Consider the following 20,611-nt stretch of genomic DNA (forward strand, 5'->3'; position numbering starts at 1 on the left):
GTCAGCGAGCCCGATCATCTCAAAGCGATCACATGATCCCATCCAAATTGTCCTATGATGGATGCGCAGAAAATCAGCATCGCGGTGAACCAGTGCCAGGCAGCTTCACGGCCTCACACGAAGGAATTCTTCGAATTCTTCCGCAAAAATATCCTGCAGTGACAAACCCTCTGGTTCGCGAATTGTCAGCGCGGTTGGCCTTTTGACTGCAAGGAACGTATCGAGACCATCAGCCTGATTTGCGTCTTCTGTCTCCGAAAAAATGCGAGCCCCGTGATCCCCGTGGATTATGACAGTTACATACGGCTTGTCGGCAATGTCATCGAGAATCTGCATGATCCTATTGTGCGCACAGCTCACCTGATCCCAATACGCCCTGTAAATCACCTCAAGCTTTTGTTCGCGCCCATGGCGCACCGGATAGCCCCAGGCGGACGGCTCATTTGGCTTGCAATCGGGGTTCAGTATGTAAGGGAAATGGGGCAAAAGAAGATGTGCAACAAAAGCGTCCCCGGGTTGGATGTTTTGCAGTTCTGCCTGCAGCTGATCCATTGCCTCAAGCGTCTTCATCGGCCAAGACATGTACCTGAAGCTTTTTGTCGGCTCGGAGACGGCGTGGCGCGCCCTTTTGAATGCCCCTATGTAACGACCGCTTTTGGGATTCATGTAATCGCGAGATAATGCGTTCAAGGCAATCGAAAGCCGGGTAGCAAAGCTTAGCCCGGATGTTTGGAACACGCTCATGTCCCGGATCGGGTAGGATTGGCAGGCGATTTCGAACAGGTTCGCGCAGAAATCCAGATAGCTGCTTTGAATAACCCTGACGCGGTATTGCTGCGCCACCAACTGTTGAAGCTGAGGGTTGCGCTTAAATGACACTACGTGGTCATCGCTCGGTTCAAGCAGTGCGAGGTTATCTATATCGTCCTTCAAGGACACAAGGTTGGACAGCGACTGTCTTGTCAGAATATGCGCAGAACGCGTTGTTCGGTACATGTGAAACCCGCGCTTCGCGTAATCCTCGTAGATGGACAAAGCCGGATGCTCCGATGGGATTGTGTGCGCCAACGCATCAGGGGATGCCTGTTCGTCCAGAATAATATGCAACAAAGCGTTTTGCTGGTTTTCGGAGGAAGGCGTCTGCGTCCCGGTCCCGTTAAACGGATCAGCTTTAAGAACCAACACATTGGATAGGCTGAAGATCACTGCAAAAGTGCCAACTATGGGCAACAGCTGGCGCCCCAGTCTGAGGTGCAACACGAAAAAGGCGACATAGATTGCGACAAACCAGGCGAATGGCAAGCCGGATGTGTCGAAGAAGTAAACACAGACCAACAGGAGGAGTGAGGCCGCAACCAATACCGACTGTAGTCCAAATTTTCCAAACCCGTAGGCCAGGGCCGACCCCAGCAACAGAAACAACGCGGATGCCGCCCATACCTCAAACGAGAAAAAGGTATATCCCAGATCCAGCAAATGCGTGAAGGGCATCGCCGCCCACAGCAAGCCTATGGCAAGCACATCCTGCCGCATTGTTTCAATACTCACTGTAAGCCACCAACAGGCGACCGTTGCTGTCAAAAGTATGTTCTGAAACGATTTTTCTGCGCGAACTCACGAGCTGCCGGAACCTTTCTTCGGTGTAGTCCGGGAACAGGTCCGCGCGCATTTCCAACAATTGTCGCACCATGGGATCGCGTTTGGGAACAAACTCGATGATGCCATCCGGGGCAATATCCAGCAGCCAGTTGATCACCTCATCGAAGGGGAGGTTCGCCCCGATCACCAGGTGATGGATAACGGCCAGCGCAATTACTCCGTCAGAGTTTGCGCGGGACATCAGGCCCTTCCGTTCAGATTGTTTCCAGCCAAGATCCGGTGACGGATCCGACAGGTTCATGGCCAACGGCAAAATGGGAACACCGCGTTTCGTCCGGGTGTTGTAAAGGGCCTCTAACGAGTCCAGATCACCGTCCAGCACGATCGAGCTTCCCGCGCCCGCTTCGATGGCCGCCATCGAGTAGTCACCGGTATTCCCGCCAATATCCCAGATGAGCTTGGGTTTTACGCGTTCCGCCCAATCCCGCACAAAGCTCAGCTTTGTGTCGCGCATGGTATCCGAATAGCTGTTCTTGGACGCATAGCTATGCCAGTAGGTTTCGGATCGCTTCTTGCTTTGCAGATCGGCAAGAAAGTCACGCAGCTGTTGGAGTATCGCAAGATACCGGGTTTTGCTGATCGCAGGGGATTTCCTTGAACTGCTCTCGGACGTGGCCGAGGAGGCCGACGTAATAGACCGCCCGTGCAAATAGACATGGGAAATTCCGGTCAGGCTGGAAAAGAGCTTGCGCTTAGGTAGGATCGCCAGCGCATCGGGGAACGAAATACCATCAATGGATCCGCGATACATGGCCTGGTAAGACACACCCGCCCAAGCCTCAAGCAGAAGTGGCAGCAGGAACTGTCGGCAGAATTGATTATATCCGCTCCAGGCTTGGCCTTCCTTGTATTCCTGCAGGGAAAGCACATCTATATGGATCGGCTTGCCGTCGACAAATTGCATATTGTAGGCCGTGGCATCCGACAGCACATAGCCTTCTTCAAGCGCCGCGATCTGGAGATCCAGATGGGCCAGGCCTGCGGCTTTCAGTTGCGAAAAGGTCCACTCATAAGGATAGCTCAGCATCGGCACTCTGGGGTGCTCGTACAACGCTGATGCCCGTTCACCGCGGGGGCCTGTGAATTTGGCCAGCATGGCATCGTCCGCGTCGACGCGCGTACAGGCAATCATCAGCCCCTGATCGCTCAGACGCGCAATGATGCCACTGTCGTAGATGGCTGCGAACTGCTCATAAATCGCAGGCGTAACCGCGCGAAAGACACGGCCTGCATGCAAAAAGACGTATCCGTTCGGGTCACGAAATGATCCAGCATCGCGTTCAGGGAGCGCTGCCGTATCACGCATTCTCAATGTCGTCTTTCTTCTTGGATCTGAAGGGCGCGGTGATCTTTTCCCTTACGGACCGTAATGCAACCGCCGCAGCGGCCAGACCGCCCACAAGCGTCTGAATAATAATGCTGCCTGTGACAGGGTCGACATAGGCAAGTGCCGGTGTTGCGGATGAAGCGAACAAAATCGCCCCACACAGACTGGGAATTGCGAGTTGTTTCATGTTGACTTCGCGTCCTTGCTTGAAATGTGCATAGTGGTTTTGCGATGACGGGTTATGCGCCGCTATAACCAAAGGTAGTGTTGCATCCGGTTTTGTTTCGCAAACGCGGACAGATGAACATCTCATTATGGCGAAATCTGGGAATCGTTTTGGAGAATTGGTGGTCTGGTTCTTGCGACCGCGGAAGCGGCCCCATGTCATGCACAGGGTCGCTTTGGCGCCTGCAGAGCCACCGATCAGGGCGCTGTCAGCAGGCCATGCCGACGTCCGCCTTTTTTGAGCAGACAAGCCTGCTTGCGGAGAATGCCAGGCTCATCGTAACCACCAAGGAGGAGAGATGGGCCTGACATTCGGGGCGCAGATGGAGGCCGCGGATGGCGTTATCCGTAGAACTCACCTCAGCATTCGCCGTCCCGCTGTTCCTCGCACTCCTCGTCGAAGCAACAGGGATCGAGGCTCTGCACGCCGCATCCGTCGTCGCTTCCACAGCAATCGCAGTCGTCCGAACAATCGCAGCCGGACTTGCAGTTGCCCGGCCGCTGCCAGGCCGTGTAAGCCATAAGATCAAGGCATTTGACCGGAGCATCGGGATCATCGCTTTTGATCACCAGTTGCAGGGCTTTCGGGCATTTCTCTGCCGCCTTGTAGCGGATCAGAAGGTCAAGACACGACCCCGGCGGCAGGACAGCCGGGAACGGGTTGTTCACCAGTTTCCAGTACTTGCTCTTACGGCTGAAGCCGACGCTTGCAACTGTCAGCGCACATTTGCCGGTATTGCAGATCTTGATCGTGCGTTCCCCGAGGCAGCAGGCCTTGACTCCCCCGATGCAAGTGGATCCCGTGACCGTCAGCCGTCCGGCGGGGACCTTGCCCGACACTCGGATGGTCTTCTTGCCCGAAGGATCGTTGCTGTCGATTGTGATCACGCCCGACTTGTTGCCGTGGCTCGCCGGTTCGAACCGGATCGGAACCTGCACGAAATCGCCGGAACCGACAACGATGGGGTAAGACGCTACATCCGCAACGACGAACTCCGCCGAAGACGAGCTGATGCTGTTGATCGTCAGCGGACAACGGCCGCTGTTGTTCAGGGTCAGCATCAGATCACGATGGGATTTCAGACAGACATCGCCGAAATCGCCATGATCGGCGATGATTGTCACCAGCCGAGGTGGCCTGCTCTCGGCCGATACCCGAACGGTCTTTGGGCCCTCTGGGTCGTTGCTGAAAACGGTTATCGCAGCCGCGCTCGGGCCGAACCCACTTGGCCGATATCGGATCGGTACGATGACAGAGTCACCCGAGTCGATCGCTATCGGATAATCCATCACGCCCGGCACTTCGAATTCAGCCGAGGACGAGGTGATGTTGCTGACCGATAGCATGCTGAAACCGCTGTTGCTGAGAACCAGCTTCATGTCCTTGTGGGAGTCGACACAGACATTTCCAAACTCGCCATTGTCAGCAATGACCGTGACCAGTCGGGGCTCCAGCCTGACGTCCTTGACAGCGATATTGTTGTCATTGGGAACAAGCCTCCAATCCTCGATCTCCTTTACCCCGGTGAACTTATCGGCGTTGGAGGGATCGCCTTCGGCCGAGACGATCATCATCATGCTGTCATGACCCTCGGCATTCGGGTTCGGCACCCACTCGAACGGACCGACGATGATTTCCTCGGCATCATTAGGCTGAACCGTGCCCGCCGCCAATTCGGGTGTCACCATCGGTTGCAGATCGTCCGGCCAGACGCGACCGGCGAGCGGCATGCTGTGGAAGCCCCGGACAACGGTACTGTTTGCCTGCGAAGTTCCTCGGTTCTTGACCTTCACATAGGCATAGTTGGTTCCCAGCGAGGGCTCCTGATGGCCTTCCAGACCATCGGGTGCGCGGCGATTCCAGATCGCCGGACTGTCGGCGAAATCGTCAAGGAACTCATACTCCCCAGCCCTGCCGTCGTCGATGTAGACATCCACAAGCGGTGGAACCCCGCCGTTCAGATCCTGCTGTTCAAAGGACCAGGTCAGCACCTTGCCATAGGCGCCGCCAAACAGGCCCTCGGTCGTCCAGTCGCCCTCGTCGGCGGTCAGAAGCGCGTCGAGATAGGGACCGGGCGAATTGGGATTGCTGACGGGTGAGAGCGTGCCGACGGCGCGCAGCAACAGGTACGACATGACGCGCGCCGAAAACTCGCGGCGGGTCAGATGCGTGGAATCCCCGCCGATTGACCGGTAGGCCCGGAACATCGTCGTCGAAAGGACCTGTTCGCTGCCATAGGTCCCGTCATCGTTCGGCCCGCCCCAGCCCCAGCCATCGGCCACAGCGCGGTCAGACCGACGCAGGTTCTGGCGGAACGGCGACCGGACAAACCGATCGATTGCGCCGCCATTGTGCCATTCCGAGGCGAAATCGTTCAGGATGATAGCAAAACTGTCGCCCTGACTGTGCGAGAAGCCGAGATTGGCCGAATTGACGTGGTCGTACAGAATACCGTGTCCGCCAAGCTCATGCAGGACAACCGACCACTCGACGGCATTGCTCATCGGGGTTCCACCTGCGGAGTTGATCAGGCCGTAACAGGCATGGTCGATCCCGTCGCCGTCACCGATACAATGCGCGTTGTTGGCACCGCCAAGCCCGCGATGGTCGATCTCGACGGGAAAGCTGGTACCGTCGAAATAGTCGTCCAGCGGAAAGCCCAGATCCTCGACCAGGCGAAAGAACCGGTCATTGTGGTAATAGGCGTTTACGGCGGCGAAATCATTGGTCCGCGCGTTGAAATCGAAATCGGACCCAGCCGGCTGAGTGGGCGGCGCAACTGCGGGGTTTTCAACCTCGACAACGGCTACAAGATTTCCCGACAGGGATTGCGTTCCCCCAACCGGCGGGTCGAGCCCTTCCAGCACGACATCATCGCGCAGCGGGTTCAGAACGGCATTGCCTTGCGTGGCGTCATTGCCGTTGTCGCCGGTGCTAGTGATCGGATCGTAGGTGAAGACAAGACCGTTTACGCCGGACGCCAGCACACGCAGGTATAGAACGGCATCCGTGTCCACATCGACCAGCAGGCGCCAGTTCAGGCGCTCACCTTCGACAGGCAGACGCACGATAAGCTCGGCCACAAAGCGCCAGCTTCCGTCCTTGATTGACTTTGGAACATCGCCCAGCGGCAAGGTTGGATGGTCATCGGTCTCGGTGTCCGGCGCCGCGCCACTGCCTTCGCCCGGTGACCGGTCAGGATGATCCGTCAGCCGCTTCTCGGCATCGTAACGGTAGATGAAAAACCGCCCACGAATGAGCCGAGGCGCGTCCTCAGGGTATTTCCGGACTGCCTCGGCCAGGATATCAGAAAGCAGCGTCTGCCTACCGCCCTTGATAGACCCACTTTTTGGGCTTGATCCCTTGTCACCACCCTTCTCGCCAGTGGCAAAAAGCTTGCGGTAGCGGTTGATATCCTTGGCCGGAGGCAACTTGGCGTCGATGCCGGTTTCGCTGGTGTTGGTCAGCGACAGCACCTGCCCGTCGTCGTGCTTAACCGTCACGGTCAGACCGGCGCTCCAGACCGGAGTGTTCAGGTAGGTCTGGCGATACACATAGGTCGTGGTGTCGAAAAACGTCTTCTCGTCGCTGAAACGATACTCGACCTCGCGTTTGTCGGGATCGAGGAAGCTCTCCTCCTGGTCCAGATTGCTCAGATACCGGTACGCGATGCCAAGCTTTTTCGCCATACGGCGGAGAAAGGACTTGGACGCCCCGCGGCCACCACCGGCCTTAATCTCGGGGAACTCGTCTTCGTATCTGATGGAGCGGATCTGCTTGTCGGAGTCGCGTGTTACCGTGGCGCTGAACGCCGAATCAAAATTCCTTTGCATGATTGTGCACTCACAATAAAATCAAAAAATTAAAGAATATAATTGCCGACTATAGCACAATACTTGAAAAATTGCACGATTGGTTCCCAAAGGACGAGATGACGTCACCGGTTTGGAGCGGCCTGTCGGACCGAGGGAAACGCTGATGCCATAACCCACAACCTACCCCAATGGTGACCACCCCGCTTGCGCAACCGAGCCTATTGCATGCGGAATCGCACTGAACTATCGATACCCTGATGCGTTGTGTTCTGGCATTGCTTTTCCCTTTGTGCGTATGCGTGATTTCAGCGGCATCGGCGCAGCAGACCGTAGTCGGGTCCGGGGAACTGACCGAGTCAGGATCGGACTACCTTCGGGCCCTGCGATACAAGGGGATCGAGAGTGACGTTGTCTATTTTGACCCGACCCAGCCAGCGCCTGAACTGAAGACGGACGCGATACCCGAAGTTGCGGAAAGCGAGGCGGAGGCGACGCCCGTCTTTTCAACGGATGGCCGGGTTATCGTTGGCATCGCCTCGTTTCTCGTCCTCCTAGGCCTGCTGGCTTTGGTTTACTTCAACGGCAGCGGGGTATCCGTGCCCTTTGGGAAAACCGCCGCAAACAGGCGAAGACAAACCCTCGGCACCACGAACGGCGAGGTGCCCGCAGATCAACCGATGACCGACTTGAATGCGATCCTGAAACTGACTGATCGCAGGGTCGCTCTGACCCGGCTCGCGCAATATGTTCTGACCCGGTGCCTTGTTGCCAACGACATACTTTTTCAACGCAGTTGGACGCAGCGCGAGGCCTTGCAGCGGCTGCCGAAAAGTCAGCCCTATCTTGCCGAATTGCGGGCCCTTGTTCTGGAGAGCGAACGCGTGAATTTCGGAGGCCGCAGCATCAGCGAGGCTGAGTTTGACAGGCATGTGTCCGGTGTCCGCTCATTGCTGCCGGAGCGAAACGCATGAGCGATACCGTCGAGGCCCAGAACCGGCAGGCAATTAGACCGGACCTGTTGGTCATCGGATTGGTTATCGTCCTGTCGGTCGCCTTGTTTTGGTATCTGGCAGGTCAGCGGCAGTACACGCTCAGAAACTCCGCCGCTGGCTTTGACGGGTTGAGCGCTTGGCTGACCGATCAGGGGCACTCTGCTCGGAGCTTCACCGGCGGATGGCCTTTGGAGAGCGACACGATCGGTCTGCTGGTGCAACCAGTCTTTGACGCTCGTCTGGATAGTCCGCGCCTGCCTGCTCAGACCAAAGAGGAGTTGCTGTTACAGCCAGACGAGTTCGATCAGGAAAAGAAGGTCATACTGGAAAAAGCGAAAGCTGTACAAAGCCTTATCATCCTCCCCAAATGGCGAAGCGGCCTGCGGTTGTCCGGGCTGGGGCATCCGGTGCTTTTGGTGCCGCGAAGTGATGTGCAGGACATCCTGCATAGTCTTGTTGGCGCGGATGCTGGGGCCATTCGATACTGGCCAAAACCTTTTGCGGAGTTGGAATTCAAAGACGGCGCCACCGAACAGGCTGCACGCATCTATGCCGCCCAACTGTTCGAAGGGCAAAACTGCGAGCCGATCCTGGGCACGAAAGGGGCCATGCTGCTTGGCTCCTGTCCTCTATTGACCGCCGGAGATCAGCGGCGCGTTTACGTCCTGTCCGATCCGGACCTTTTGAACAATCACGGCTTGCGGCTTGGCGACAACGCCCGGATTGCCAACCGCTTCCTGACGGAACTGGCGGGGGACAAGCGGATGGTCATCGACTACAGCGCCAGCAACTGGCTGACCAAGCCGGAAGAGATCGTGAAACGCGAGCGCACGTGGGAGGATCTGGCGCGCGTGTTCGATTATCCGTTCCGGGTGTTGTGGTTCGGAGCAGCGGCCTTGCTTGTCCTTGCGATTTGGCGCGGGGGTATCCGAGCCGGCCCGGTTTTAGATATCGAACGGGTTTCCGGGGCGGGCAAGCGTTCTGCAAACCGTGCCCGGGCACGTCTCATGCGGATGACTGATCAGGACGGGGCGTTGCTGTCGGACTACGTAGACACGCGGATACAGGCGCGCGCGGCCGCAGTATTCGGTCCGGCCTTTTCCGCCCCGGACGGTTTAGAACCTGCCTTTTTGCGATACGTCAGAGCGCGAGACCCGGCCCTGGCAGCAAGGCTGGAAGCCGCTCTTGGCAGCATACGCGCTTTGCCGCCGCAGATAAGCGCCACCGAAGCCATCACACATGCAGATCGATTTGAATTGATATTGGAGCAGGTTGCCCATGACGCTTGATGAATTGTTTGCCCATGCCGAGGCGCTGCGCGCGGAGATCGGCAAAGTGGTACACGGCCAGGAAGAAGCCATTAACCTTTTGCTGACGGCCCTGTTCGCGCGTGGTCACGTGCTGCTGGAGGGCCCACCGGGAACCGCAAAGACCTTGATGGCGCGCAGCTTTGCCGGGGCGCTGAACCTGGATTTCGGGCGCATTCAGTTCACGCCCGACCTGATGCCCGGCGACGTTCTGGGAACCTCGATCTACAACTTCCAGACCAGCCAGTTTGTCCTGACCAAGGGGCCTGTCTTCAGCCAGATTCTACTGGCAGACGAGATTAACCGCGCCCCGCCAAAAACACAGGCGGCGTTGTTGCAGGCGATGAATGAACGGACTGTGACAATCGACGGTGCCGATCACTCCTTGGGGTCAGAGTTTCTTGTGGTGGCAACTCAGAACCCAATCGAGCAGCAAGGCACGTACCCCCTTCCCGAAGCACAACTCGATCGGTTCTTGTTCAAGGTCAACCTGACCTTCCCGCCGCAAGAGGTCGAACTGGCCGTGCTGCGTCAGCACGCCGGAGAACCACTTGATTTTTTGAGCGCAACCAGCGCGCTTACGCCGTTGCTGGACGCAACGACAATATCTGCCGCACGGCAAGCAATCGATGACATCGTTCTGGATGACGACATTCTGGCGTACATTCTCAGAGTAGTGCGCGCCACCCGCGAAAGCTCAGATATCGCGTTTGGAGCGTCCACACGGGCAGCCGATGCCATTGCAGGCGCGACACGCGCCACGGCCGCGCTGAATGGCCGGGACTTTGCCATTCCCGACGACGTCAAACAGCTGATCGTGCCTGCGCTGCAACACCGGATTTTCCTCAGCCCCTCCGCCGAGATCGAACGGCGCAGCCCTGCTCAGGTCCTCGAAAATATCTTGAACCAGATTGAGGCCCCCCGCTGATCCGTCCTTCGCGAAAACTGCTGACTGTTGCCTGCGTTGCTCTGACACTGTCTCTGGTGGCCGTGGTTCTGGGTTATGCAACGCGCGCGGTGGCTGTACTGCCCTGGGTCATTCTTGCAGTCTGCGCGATGTCGGATCTGCTGTTGTCGTGGCCGCGACGCCGGTCGGTCAGCGTCAAAAACCCGACCGAAGTGTTTGTCGGCGAAACGTTTGACCTTGAGATCGAGGTCGACCGACCGGCCCCCGGTTTGCAGGGTCAGTTGGATTGGCCGGATGGCATAATCGGTCCCGCTCGTTTCGACTTGTCGGATGGGCGAGCATGGATTTCCTGCCGGGCGGTGCGGCGAGGAAAGTGGGAATGGAACAGCCTCTGGCTAAACTGGCGTTCGCGTCTTGGGCTGTTCGAGTTTGTACCGAAACTGGCTTTTGGCCTGTCGGTAGATGTGGTTCCCAACATACGCCTGGTACAATCCGGCGCGATTACTGCAAAGGTTCAATCTCAACTTTTTGGTGTCAAGGAAAACAGAGCCATCGGTGAAGGAACCGAATTTCATCAGCTCAGGGATTTTGTCCCCGGCATGGATGCCGGTTCGATAGATTGGAAAAGGTCCGCCCGCCATCGCACGTTGGTCGCCAAGGAAGTGCGCGCAGAACGCAATCACCATGTCATAGTCGCCTTGGACAACGGATATCTGATGCGTGAAGTGATTGCGGGCGTTCCCAAGATCGATCATGCCGTGACCTCCGCTCTTGCAACTGCATGGGCCGCCGCAGTCGGGGGCGACATGGTTGGCCTTTATGCCTATGACGCGCAACCCCGTCTGTTTCTGCCCCCAGAACCCGGACGCCTGGCATTTGCTCGTTTGCGCAGTCATACGGCAGCGATGCGTTACGAAAGCCGGGAAACCAATCACACTCTGGCGATGACCGAGTTGAACAGCAGGAGTCCAAAGCGCAGCCTCATCATTGTCTTCTCCGATTTTGTCGACACGACCTCGGCGGAACTAATGATAGAAAATGTCAGTGTACTGGCGAAGCGGCATCTGATCATGTTCGTTGCGCTTCGTGATCCCGAGCTTGACGCTTTGGTAAATGAAGCACCCGCTGACATGGACGGCGTGGCGGAAGCTGTCTCAACCGGCCAACTGCTGAAGGAAAGACGGCAGGTTTTTGAGCGCCTGACGCAGTTGGGGGTGATGATCATCGACGCGGAACCCAACGCTGTATCTGCCAAACTGATCTCAAAATACATCGAAATCAAAGCGCGCGAGATGATTTGATGGATGACACGATACTCATCCGATCCGCCCGCTTTCGGCAGGAGCGCGAGGCCGACTGGCGCAAACTGTCGGCCCTTGTCGACAAGGCCGAGACAAAGGGTCTGCATCGTATGAGCTTTGCCGAAGCGCGCGATCTCGCAGACCTGTATCGTCAGGCGACGACATCATTGTCGATCGCCCGTGAAATCTCGTTGGATCGCGGTCTTCTGGATTACCTCGAAGCCTTGACCAGCCGCGCATATCTAAGCGTCTATGCTCCGCAGCAACGGTTGGGCGGGCTTGTCCACCGGTTTCTGGCCATCGGTGGTCCGCAAGCCATCCGGTCATCGTGGCGGGTTATCCTGCTTGCGTTTCTCTGCATGGCTGCGGGGACCGTGGCCGGGTATTTCTTCTATTTCGAGAACCCAGATTGGTTCTACGTCTTCATGCCCACCGAGCTTTCAGGTGGCCGCGGGCCTGACGCCAGCACCGGATATTTGCGTGACCAGATTTACGAGGCACACGGCGAGTCCGGACTGGGCGCCTTTGCAACCTATCTGTTTTCCCACAATACCCGCGTCGCGATTTTTGTTTTTGGATTGGGCGCGTTCTTGTGCGCACCTTCAATCCTGCTGACATTCTACAATGGCTTGATTCTTGGCGTGTTTTTCGCCTTACACGTGGATCGCGGCCTGGGCTGGGACCTGTTCGGATGGATTTCTGTCCACGGCGTGACCGAACTGTCGGCGATCTGCATCGCCTGCGCGGGCGGAGTAAAGCTGGGCCTGGCTGTTCTGTTTCCCCAAGACAAGACCCGGGTGGCTGCATTGCGCGCCGCAGGTCATGACGCGGTTAAGCTTGCCTTGATCGCAGCGCTGATGCTGGTTGTCGCGGCGTTGCTGGAAGGGTTCGCGCGCCAGCTCATTCAGGATCTGACCACCCGCGTCGCCGTTGGATGGGGTATCGGAGCGCTTTGGGTGCTTTGGTTCCTCCGTGGCGGGAGGAACTCCTGATGGCCTTCGGCAGAACAGACGAATTGATACCGCCCGAAGGTGTGCCCCTTCAATTCAGGATTGCCGGGTTGGGCGTGCGAACCGCCGCCCAGATTTGCGACATCATGATAACCGGCGTGGGAGCGTTGGCGCTGTTTCTTCTGTTGCTCGCTTTGGATCTGGTCACGCCCGAAACGGCGATCGCGATCGCCACGATGCTGTTCTTCTTCATTCGCATTCCCTACTACGCGGCCATCGAACTAATGTGGAACGGTCAGACCGTTGGCAAACGGCTGATGAAGATCAAGGTCGTCGCGGCGGACGGGCAATCCTTGACGGCGCAATCGCTCGTTGTGCGCAACCTGATGAAAGAGGCGGAAGTTTTTCTTCCCGGAACACTCTTACTTACGTTGGACGGCGCACAAACAGCGCCAGCAATTTTTTCGCTATTATGGGTCGCCTGCGTTCTGGCTGTACCGGTTTTTAACCGGCGTCGGCGCAGATTGGGGGATCTGATCGCGGGCACCTATGCCATCCATCTGCCGAAACCGGTTCTTTTAAAGGATATGTCTCAGCCAGGACAGAACTCGCCAACAGGTCAAAGCAGGTTCACCTTTCTCACGCATCACCTGGAACACTATGGGGCGTTCGAATTGCAAACTTTGGAAGGTCTGTTGCGCGCAAGCGGAATGCCGAAGGGGCCAGCACAATACCAGAGGCACAAAGACACGCTTGCGGCGGTTGTCGAGCAGGTCCGGCGCAAAATCGAATATGCGGACCGTGTGCGCGCCACTGAGCACCAAGCCTTCCTGACCGCGTTTTATAAGGCTCAGCGTTCCTATCTGGAGCAGAGGCAATTATTCGGCGACCGGCGGACGGACAAGCACCATGCGACATCCGCTGACAAGTCCTGAGCCAGTTTGTTGCATCTTTGCACTGACGTGAATGGCCTTTCGGGAATCGCCTTGCGGATGAGCAGGCGCAACGTTGTTATCCTGATCAGTGAAGTTTGAGCTATCGAGGTTGGGAAATGACGGACGTATCTTATTCGGAGGAAAAAGTGCCGTTTGAGGTCGGGAGTATAGTCGGAAGTACAATTTCGATGCTGTTTCGTAAGTTCCCGGCCATCATGCTGCTCGGATTCCTTCCGACCCTCTTTGATTTTGTTGCATACAATATCTTGTTTGGAAACACACAGTTGGATGGTCCATCCGACCAGTATTATTTACAGGGCACGTTTTGGCTCATTCTGGTTGGGACAGCTTTGGTGAGTACCCTTTCAATCAGCCTTACGACTGCCATTCTGGTTCAGTTTTCCTACGACGTGAAACTCGGGCTCCCGACACGCTTGACGACTTACTTGATGGCTGCGATCAGACACTTCCCTGCCATCTTCGCTCTCACCTTGGTGACCTCAATTCTGTGTCTGCTGGGGTTGGTACTGCTGGTCGTGCCCGGGCTTTGGCTCTATGCGGTCTTTTCGGTCATTGTACCTGTGATTGTCATCGAAGGTGTGGGGTTTGGCGCCATCAGACGGAGTGCCGAATTGACCAAAGGTTACCGGTGGCCGATTGCCGGCACTCTGTTTCTGATGCTTGTTTGCGCATTTTTGCTGGGAGCCGTGTTTGGAGGAGTTGCTGGCGGTTTGGCGGGTGCGTTTGCAGGCGGTTTGTCGATCGGTATGAGCACTGTGCTCGAGATGGTCGGGAATGCACTGGGTGCCGGCATCTTCGGGATCGCGGCAGCCCTGATTTACGCCCGGCTGAAAGAGATCAAGGAAGGCGTTAGTGTTTCGGACTTGGTTGAGGTGTTCAAGTGATCTCAGACCGCGGTCGAAGACTTGGACCACGCCGGTGTAGCTGCTCGTTTCATCCGCATTGTTGCGTTGATTACGGAGTTTAGATGCGGTCTGTCTGAACTCCAGAAACAAAAGTAAATACCCCTGACCTGACGCCCGCCGCCCATGCGCTTCGCAGAAAAGGTCAGGACGACGAGAGTCGCAATGGAACTAGGTCAGCGGCTTGGTGTCGGATCCTTCCGACTCCTCTCCTATGGCGTATTGGCAGGCTTGCAGTGCCCGTTGGCGCTTCCATGCAAGGAACGGTGCCCTGTTGCTTCCGACCGAGCGACGGCTCTCATTGTCTTTCGGTTTAGAAAAACTGAGAACTCTTGGCGAAAGAGATCGGGGGTCGAATATATCGAGCCTTTGGACGCCACACGCCGTCCATTCTCTGAATAAGTGTATTCTTGGCCGAACCAACGTATCGACAAAGCGCTGACACCGTTTCTGACAACTTTTGCCGACATGGGAAATGTATCCACGGATGGGATTTCCACTTCGTGCAGAACGGCGGAACGGCCGAACTTATCTACCGAAAAAACCACGCGCGTCGGTACCGGTCGATTTATCTGTCCCTGCCCAAAAACACACTCGAAGGTTTCCTTGGAGGTCTCAGACACTGCAGGACCGGCGGAAAGGGTCGCAGCAATCAAACATGGCGACAGTAATTTGGATAGGTTCACTTATGAGGTCTTTCTGTTCTCTTGCGGCGCCCCAAAGACATTGTTGCCCTTGGGGCACGTGCTAAATAACTCAGCGGCGCGATCATTTCGGCCTGCTAGTGCAACTCGCAGATTACTTTTCGCGGCTGATCTTGCAGGTACCGTGACCGCTGGGGCGGTTGTCAAAACCGCTGACATTGGCACGTATCTGCAATTTTCCGGTTTTCGGACTGACCGTGGCACTCCACGTGGCACTGCCGCTGGCTTCGCCGCGTACGGGAATGCCCGAGACCTTCCATTTGATGCGGAATTTTCCGTTCTTCAGTTCCTGATAGGATGCCGGAATGGGTTCTTCGTGCACATAGTTGATATACTGGTCTATGACATGTGCGGATTTCTGTCCTTCATCCACAAATACGATGATGCGGTCAGAAATCCACCCGAGATGCGCCTCGATATTGGACGCCTGGCAGTCGTAAACCGTTTGTGCCGAAAAAGCGGCAGTCGAAAGTGCGAAGAAACTGCCTGCGGCCAAAGAAAGTGTTCTGATCATTACTCTACTCCTATTTGTGCGCAGACAAGCAAGAAAAGACCCGAGGGTCAACTCGGGTCGTTCAATATTTTCAGGTTCCTCAGGGTCAAATTTGGCCGAAAGCCCGCGATAACGGATATGTGATGTCAGTAGACGCCAACTTCACTTCCCGGTTGTGCGGCGATTTTTAGCAGTTTGAACACGTAAGCCGCCGCCGAACGGAAACAGACGACCCGGAAACTGTCGTCAGTGTCGAGCCAGAAGGCGCCCGCCACCTGCGCGAGGCGCGAGCGGCGAATCTGACCGAGGCCGAACGCCGCCGGGGACAGATCGACCGGGGCCAGTTTGCCCAGCACTTCGCGCGCGGACGCGCCCGTGATCCGAAACACGGCCCGGGCGTCCGAGACGTTGACGGCGAGCGCATGCACGCCGCTGAGCGCGTTGGTCATTGCGGCCAGCTTGGCCTCGACCTCGGCATAGGGCACGAGAACGAGCAGTTCGTCCGGCGACATCCAGCACACGCCGGTCTCTCCGTCGATATGGACCTCACGCTGGCCGGGCATCTTTTGACCTGTGGCGTCCTTGACGGCCTTGATGACCACCTTGTCGGACAGATCGCCGCGCAGGGTGATCATGCCCTGCAGGCCGCATTCCTCGATCCGGGCGATGCCGTCATAGCTTGCGTGGTTGAGTGCGCTGATGGGTTCAGACATTCTGCTTCTCCCCGTCCTTGTCGTAGAAGATCGGGTCCACGATCTTTGCCTTGTAGGATTTGCCGTCGGTGCCCGGGAACTCGATCACCTCGCCCATACGGTCGGGGCCGTGCCTGACCAGACCCATGGCGATGCCGCGGCCCAGATTGGCCGAGTAATAGGTCGAGGTCACGCGCCCGATCATGTTGCGCTGACCGTTGGCGTTGACGCCCTCGCCCACCGCGTAGGCGCCATCGGGCATGACGGAACCGTCCACAGTCTCGAGACCGACCAGTTTCCAGCGGTCCGGATCGGCCATGTGCGAGCGTTCCTGCGCGCGTTTGCCCAGGAAATCCTCTTTCTTTTTCGAGAGCGCCCAGTGCAGCCCCAGATCCTGCGGGATCACGGTGCCGTCGGTCTCGTCGCCGATCATGATGAAGCCCTTTTCGGCGCGCAGAATGTGCAGGCATTCGGTGCCATAGGGCATCACGCCGAACTCTTTGCCTGCCTCCATGAGGGTATCCCAGAAAGCCTGACCCTGTGACGCCGGGACGGCTATTTCATAGCTGAGTTCGCCTGAGAACGAGATGCGGTACGCGCGGCAATCGAAGTCACCGATCTTGCCATCACGCCATTCCATGAAGGGCAGCGCATCCTTGCTGACATCCATACCGCCCAGCTTCTCAAGCACCTTGCGAGCATTGGGGCCAACCACGGCGACTTGCGCATATTGCTCGGTCACGTTGGCGACATAGACTTTCCAGTCCCACCATTCGGTTTGCAGCCATTCCTCCACGTGGCCATGGATACGCTCGGCGCCGCCGGTGGTGGTGTGGCAGAGCCAGGTATCGTCGTCGATGCGGGCGACAACGCCGTCGTCGATCAGGAAGCCATTCTCGGAACACATCAGGCCATAGCGGCATTTGCCGACCTTCAGCGTGGACATCATGTTGGTGTAGAGCATGTCGAGGAATTTGCCGGCATCCGGGCCCTTAACGATCAGCTTGCCCAGCGTAGAGGCATCGAGCAGCCCGACGTTTTCGCGGGTGTTCTTCACCTCGCGGTTCACGGCGTCGTGCACAGATTCGCCGGGACGGATATAGGCATAGGTGCGGCGCCAATGGCCAACCGGCTCCCATTCGGCGCCGCTCTTGTCGTGCCAGTTGTGCATCGGGGTCTGACGGATCGGCTGGAACACCTCGCCGCGTGCCTCGCCGCCGATGGCGCCCATCGAGATGGGGGTATAGGGCGGGCGGAAGGTGGTGGTGCCGACCTTGGGGATCTCGGCCTCCAGCGCATCAGCAAGGATCGCCAGGCCGTTGATGTTGCTGAGCTTTCCTTGATCGGTCGCCATGCCCAGCGTGGTATAACGTTTGGTGTGTTCGACGCTTTCATAGCCCTCGCGCGCGGCAAGCTGCACGTCCGAGACCTTGACGTCGTTCTGGAAGTCCAGCCAGGATTTCATGCGCAGTTGCACCTCGGCATTTGCAGGCATCAGCCAGACGGCTTCCATAGGAGCCTCGTCCGTCGCCTCACCCTGCGGGGCCTTGGTGTTCTTGGGCTTGAACCCCGCCCCTTTGGCCGCAGCCTTGCCCGCGGCATGAGCATTAGCCACGACATCGGCCAGCGAAAGAGGACCGTTGGCCGAGCCTGCAGCCACGACAAAGCCCTCTCCGTTCGCGCCCAGCGGCGGGCGCTCGGGGTCGGGGCGGAAATGGGCGTTGGCGTCGTCCCAGATCAACTTGCCGCCGCAGTGCGACCACATATGCACAACCGGAGACCAGCCGCCCGACATGGCGACCGCGTCGCATTCCAGTTCTTCGCGCGCGCCGCCGATACCGTCCTGATTGCAAATCGCCACCTTCTTGACGCGCTTGCCGCCTTTGACCTTGGCGATGGCCTTGCCCGGGTCAACGCGAATGCCGAGCGCGCGGGCTTCATCTGCCAGCGCTCCGGCAGAGTTGCGGGCGTCGAGAATACGCAGGATATCCACACCCGCCTTTTTGAGCGTGATCGCGGTGCGGTAGGCGTCATCGTTGTTTGTAGCAACGATTACACGCTCTCCGGGCGTTACGCCCCAGTTCACCACGTAGTCGCGCATGGCCGAGGCAAGCATCACGCCCGGCACGTCGTTGCCCGCGAAAGACAGCGGGCGTTCGATGGCGCCAGTGGCGGTCACCACCTGTTTGGCGCGGATACGCCACAGGCGGTGGCGCGGTCCCTGCGTGCCCGGCTTGTGGTCGGAAATTCGTTCGTACCCCAACACATAGCCGTGGTCATAGACCCCGGCTCCCATGCAGCGCAGGCGCAGAGTGACGTTGTCCATTGCCTCCAATTCGGAAACAGTTTGTTCCACGAACTTATCCACAGGTTCGCCATTGACGGTACCGCCATCAACCGGAGCGCGTCCGCCCCAATGGGCGGTCTGCTCGATCAGCATGACCTTGGCACCCGATTGCGCCGCCGCCTTGGCGGCCTGCAGACCGGCAACGCCGCCGCCGATAACCAGAATATCCGCGAAGGCATAGAAGTGTTCGTAGGTGTCCGCGTCGCGGCTGTCCTTGTCGGGCGCCTTGCCCAGACCCGCCGACTGCCGGATGAACGGTTCGTAGATGTGCTTCCAGAACGGTTTCGGATGAATGAACATCTTGTAGTAGAACCCCGCAGGCAGGAACCGCGCGAGATGGGTGTTGATTGCGCCCACGTCGAATTCGAGGTTTGGCCAGTGGTTCTGCGAAATGGCGCTCAGCCCCTCGAACAGCTCGGTCGTGGTGGCGCGCTGGTTCGGCTCGAACCGGCTGCCCTGCCCCAGTCCGACCAGCGCGTTGGGCTCTTCGGCGCCGCTGGCGGCCACGCCGCGCGGGCGGTGGTATTTGAACGAGCGGCCCATCATCATCTGGTCGTTGGCCAGCAGCGCCGAGGCGAGCGTGTCGCCCTCGTAGCCTCGCATGGTGGTGCCGTTGAAGGTAAAGGTTACCTGTTTCGACCGGTCAATGAGGCGGCCTTGGTTTGCGAGACGGGTGCTCATTTATGCGGACCTTTCGCAAGTGGAGGTCTTTGAGTGCGTATTTGCGGCAAGAAGAAGCATCAGGAGTAGTCTCTCCATTTCCAGCCGGGGCGCTTGGCCGAGATCGCGTCGCGAATGGCCTTGGGCGGCTCGGTAGTCTGGGCAGAATAGGTGCCGAACACTTCGAGCGTGGAGGTGCACCGAGCCGCGTGGAACCACTTGCCGCAGCCATTGGCGTGGCGCCAGCGCTCGAAATGTACGCCCTTGGGGTTTTCACGCATGAACAGGTAGTCGTGAAACTGGTCGTCGTCCGACCCCGGGCCAAAGCGCTTGAGATGCGCCTCGCCGCCCGCGGCCAGTTCGGTTTCTTCGGCATCAACGCCGCAATAGGGGCAATGTAGGATCAGCATGCGCAGCCTCCTTGGTGGGCGCCGGTCGCCGGGACCGGGGCGCAAACGCAGATGCGCCCGTGCCGGATCTCGGAACGGGCGGTGTTGAATTGGATTCCGGGTGAAAGCGCGGCCCCTATGGCCGCCATCGCGGCGGGCACCGCCGGGTGCCCGCCAAAGCTTGTGTCGCGAAAGGCGTTATTCGCCCGTTGTGACCGGAGCGGCCGGCTCGGTTCCCGTTGCAGGTGCCGTGCTGGATGCGGCTGCCGGATCAGCCGGGGTTTGCGTACCGTCACCCGACGGTGCACCGCTGAGGCTGAGCAGGGTGATGAGCAGCAGCACGATGAACACGATGACCGCGCCGATGATCCACCCGCTGCCGGAACCGGTGCGGGACGGTGGATAGTATTGGCTTTGCTTGATGTCGTCCATGAGTACTCCTCCAATGGTAGGAGCCCCAGTTTGACGCGGGCTGGCCGGGCAACAATATCGGCGGAAATCCCCGGCCCGGATCGGCATGGGCTGGCTGGAATGCACCCAACGGCCCGGCCATTTCCAGCCCATCGCAGTGAGAGGACAGGGCGCGCGGTCATGAGCGCCCTCCTTTCGGCGGCAGGCTGGCGGCATTGGCGAGAGACAGCGCCGTGAGTTTGGCACGCAGGTTCGCATCCTCGAACGCACCGCTGTCGATTTCCACCATTCCGCCCATTGGGCGACCGGTGAAAGAGAGCGGCTGCGCACCTGCGTCCAGCGCCTCGGCCTCACGCTCTTTGCCGGGGCGGTACATCGCGCCGTTTTTGGTCACGCCGCAGACCATGTTGCCGTGCAGCAGGAAACACAGGCCGCCGAACATCTTTTTCTCGGACAGGCCCGGTTCGACGCCCAGATCGGCGCGCATAGTCTCGGCCATATGTTCGGAATAGGCCATCAGCACGCGACCCATATTTCAGCTTGCGCATCATTACAAACCGCTTCGCGCCCGGC

Annotated in this window: 17 protein-coding genes; 7 read left to right on the forward strand and 10 right to left on the reverse strand. The window is 58.2% G+C overall.

Features of this window, described 5'->3' with window-relative positions; genetic code table 11:
• Positions 1 to 105: 105 nt before the first annotated feature.
• The 4 genes from AB3N21_RS06335 to AB3N21_RS06350 form a co-directional block, all read right to left on the reverse strand.
• Positions 106 to 1,548: a hypothetical protein gene (locus tag AB3N21_RS06335; RefSeq protein WP_367934417.1), complete on the reverse strand. Its 1,443-nt coding sequence runs from the start codon at positions 1,546 to 1,548 to the stop codon at positions 106 to 108.
• The gene (locus AB3N21_RS06340; protein ID WP_367934418.1) at positions 1,538 to 2,965 is read right to left on the reverse strand and encodes a hypothetical protein; all 1,428 of its coding nucleotides are present in this window, start codon (positions 2,963 to 2,965) and stop codon (positions 1,538 to 1,540) included. The genes AB3N21_RS06335 and AB3N21_RS06340 overlap by 11 nt, the downstream gene beginning before the upstream one ends.
• A complete protein-coding gene (locus tag AB3N21_RS06345; protein ID WP_367934419.1) occupies positions 2,958 to 3,374 on the reverse strand; it encodes a hypothetical protein in 417 nt (138 codons plus the stop codon). The genes AB3N21_RS06340 and AB3N21_RS06345 overlap by 8 nt, the downstream gene beginning before the upstream one ends.
• A gap of 197 nt (positions 3,375 to 3,571) precedes the next feature.
• Positions 3,572 to 7,045 carry a choice-of-anchor D domain-containing protein gene (locus AB3N21_RS06350; protein WP_367934420.1) on the reverse strand — a complete coding sequence of 1,158 codons (3,474 nt, stop codon included), beginning with the start codon at positions 7,043 to 7,045 and terminating at the stop codon, positions 3,572 to 3,574.
• Between the two features lie 239 nt (positions 7,046 to 7,284).
• Between AB3N21_RS06350 and AB3N21_RS06355 the strand changes: the two genes are divergently transcribed.
• The 7 genes from AB3N21_RS06355 to AB3N21_RS06385 all read left to right on the forward strand — a co-directional run bounded on the left by AB3N21_RS06355 (position 7,285) and on the right by AB3N21_RS06385 (position 14,324).
• A complete protein-coding gene (locus AB3N21_RS06355; protein ID WP_367934421.1) occupies positions 7,285 to 7,998 on the forward strand; it encodes a DUF4129 domain-containing protein in 714 nt (237 codons plus the stop codon).
• Complete coding sequence (locus tag AB3N21_RS06360) at positions 7,995 to 9,308, forward strand: hypothetical protein (protein WP_367934422.1); 1,314 nt, start codon at positions 7,995 to 7,997, stop codon at positions 9,306 to 9,308. Before AB3N21_RS06355 ends, AB3N21_RS06360 begins: the two co-directional genes overlap by 4 nt.
• Positions 9,298 to 10,254: an AAA family ATPase gene (locus AB3N21_RS06365; RefSeq protein ID WP_367934423.1), complete on the forward strand. Its 957-nt coding sequence runs from the start codon at positions 9,298 to 9,300 to the stop codon at positions 10,252 to 10,254. Before AB3N21_RS06360 ends, AB3N21_RS06365 begins: the two co-directional genes overlap by 11 nt.
• Before the next feature lie 56 nt (positions 10,255 to 10,310).
• Positions 10,311 to 11,534 (forward strand): DUF58 domain-containing protein, encoded by a 1,224-nt coding sequence (locus AB3N21_RS06370; protein ID WP_367934424.1) that lies wholly within the window; start codon positions 10,311 to 10,313, stop codon positions 11,532 to 11,534.
• On the forward strand, positions 11,534 to 12,526 hold the full coding sequence (locus AB3N21_RS06375) for a stage II sporulation protein M (RefSeq protein ID WP_367934425.1): 993 nt from the start codon (positions 11,534 to 11,536) through the stop codon (positions 12,524 to 12,526). Before AB3N21_RS06370 ends, AB3N21_RS06375 begins: the two co-directional genes overlap by 1 nt.
• Complete coding sequence (locus AB3N21_RS06380; protein ID WP_367934426.1) at positions 12,526 to 13,419, forward strand: RDD family protein; 894 nt, start codon at positions 12,526 to 12,528, stop codon at positions 13,417 to 13,419. The genes AB3N21_RS06375 and AB3N21_RS06380 overlap by 1 nt, the downstream gene beginning before the upstream one ends.
• Positions 13,420 to 13,535: 116 nt before the next feature.
• Positions 13,536 to 14,324, forward strand: a complete 789-nt coding sequence (locus AB3N21_RS06385) for a hypothetical protein (protein ID WP_367934427.1) — start codon at positions 13,536 to 13,538, stop codon at positions 14,322 to 14,324.
• 816 nt (positions 14,325 to 15,140) lie between these two features.
• Here AB3N21_RS06385 and AB3N21_RS06390 read toward each other — a convergent pair.
• The 6 genes from AB3N21_RS06390 to AB3N21_RS06415 all read right to left on the reverse strand — a co-directional run bounded on the left by AB3N21_RS06390 (position 15,141) and on the right by AB3N21_RS06415 (position 20,570).
• Positions 15,141 to 15,560: a hypothetical protein gene (locus AB3N21_RS06390; RefSeq protein WP_367934428.1), complete on the reverse strand. Its 420-nt coding sequence runs from the start codon at positions 15,558 to 15,560 to the stop codon at positions 15,141 to 15,143.
• 125 nt (positions 15,561 to 15,685) lie between these two features.
• A complete protein-coding gene (locus AB3N21_RS06395) occupies positions 15,686 to 16,252 on the reverse strand; it encodes a sarcosine oxidase subunit gamma (protein WP_367934429.1) in 567 nt (188 codons plus the stop codon).
• A complete protein-coding gene (locus AB3N21_RS06400) occupies positions 16,245 to 19,259 on the reverse strand; it encodes a sarcosine oxidase subunit alpha family protein (RefSeq protein WP_367934430.1) in 3,015 nt (1,004 codons plus the stop codon). The genes AB3N21_RS06395 and AB3N21_RS06400 overlap by 8 nt, the downstream gene beginning before the upstream one ends.
• 59 nt (positions 19,260 to 19,318) lie before the next feature.
• Positions 19,319 to 19,648 carry a sarcosine oxidase subunit delta gene (locus AB3N21_RS06405; protein ID WP_367934431.1) on the reverse strand — a complete coding sequence of 110 codons (330 nt, stop codon included), beginning with the start codon at positions 19,646 to 19,648 and terminating at the stop codon, positions 19,319 to 19,321.
• Positions 19,649 to 19,825: 177 nt separating this feature from the next.
• Positions 19,826 to 20,059: a hypothetical protein gene (locus tag AB3N21_RS06410; protein WP_367934432.1), complete on the reverse strand. Its 234-nt coding sequence runs from the start codon at positions 20,057 to 20,059 to the stop codon at positions 19,826 to 19,828.
• 157 nt (positions 20,060 to 20,216) lie between these two features.
• Positions 20,217 to 20,570, reverse strand: a complete 354-nt coding sequence (locus tag AB3N21_RS06415; protein WP_367934433.1) for a TfoX/Sxy family protein — start codon at positions 20,568 to 20,570, stop codon at positions 20,217 to 20,219.
• Positions 20,571 to 20,611: the final 41 nt, after the last annotated feature.

The sequence above is a fragment of the Ruegeria sp. genome (genome assembly GCF_040830605.1).
Classification (GTDB): Bacteria; Pseudomonadota; Alphaproteobacteria; order Rhodobacterales; family Rhodobacteraceae; genus Ruegeria.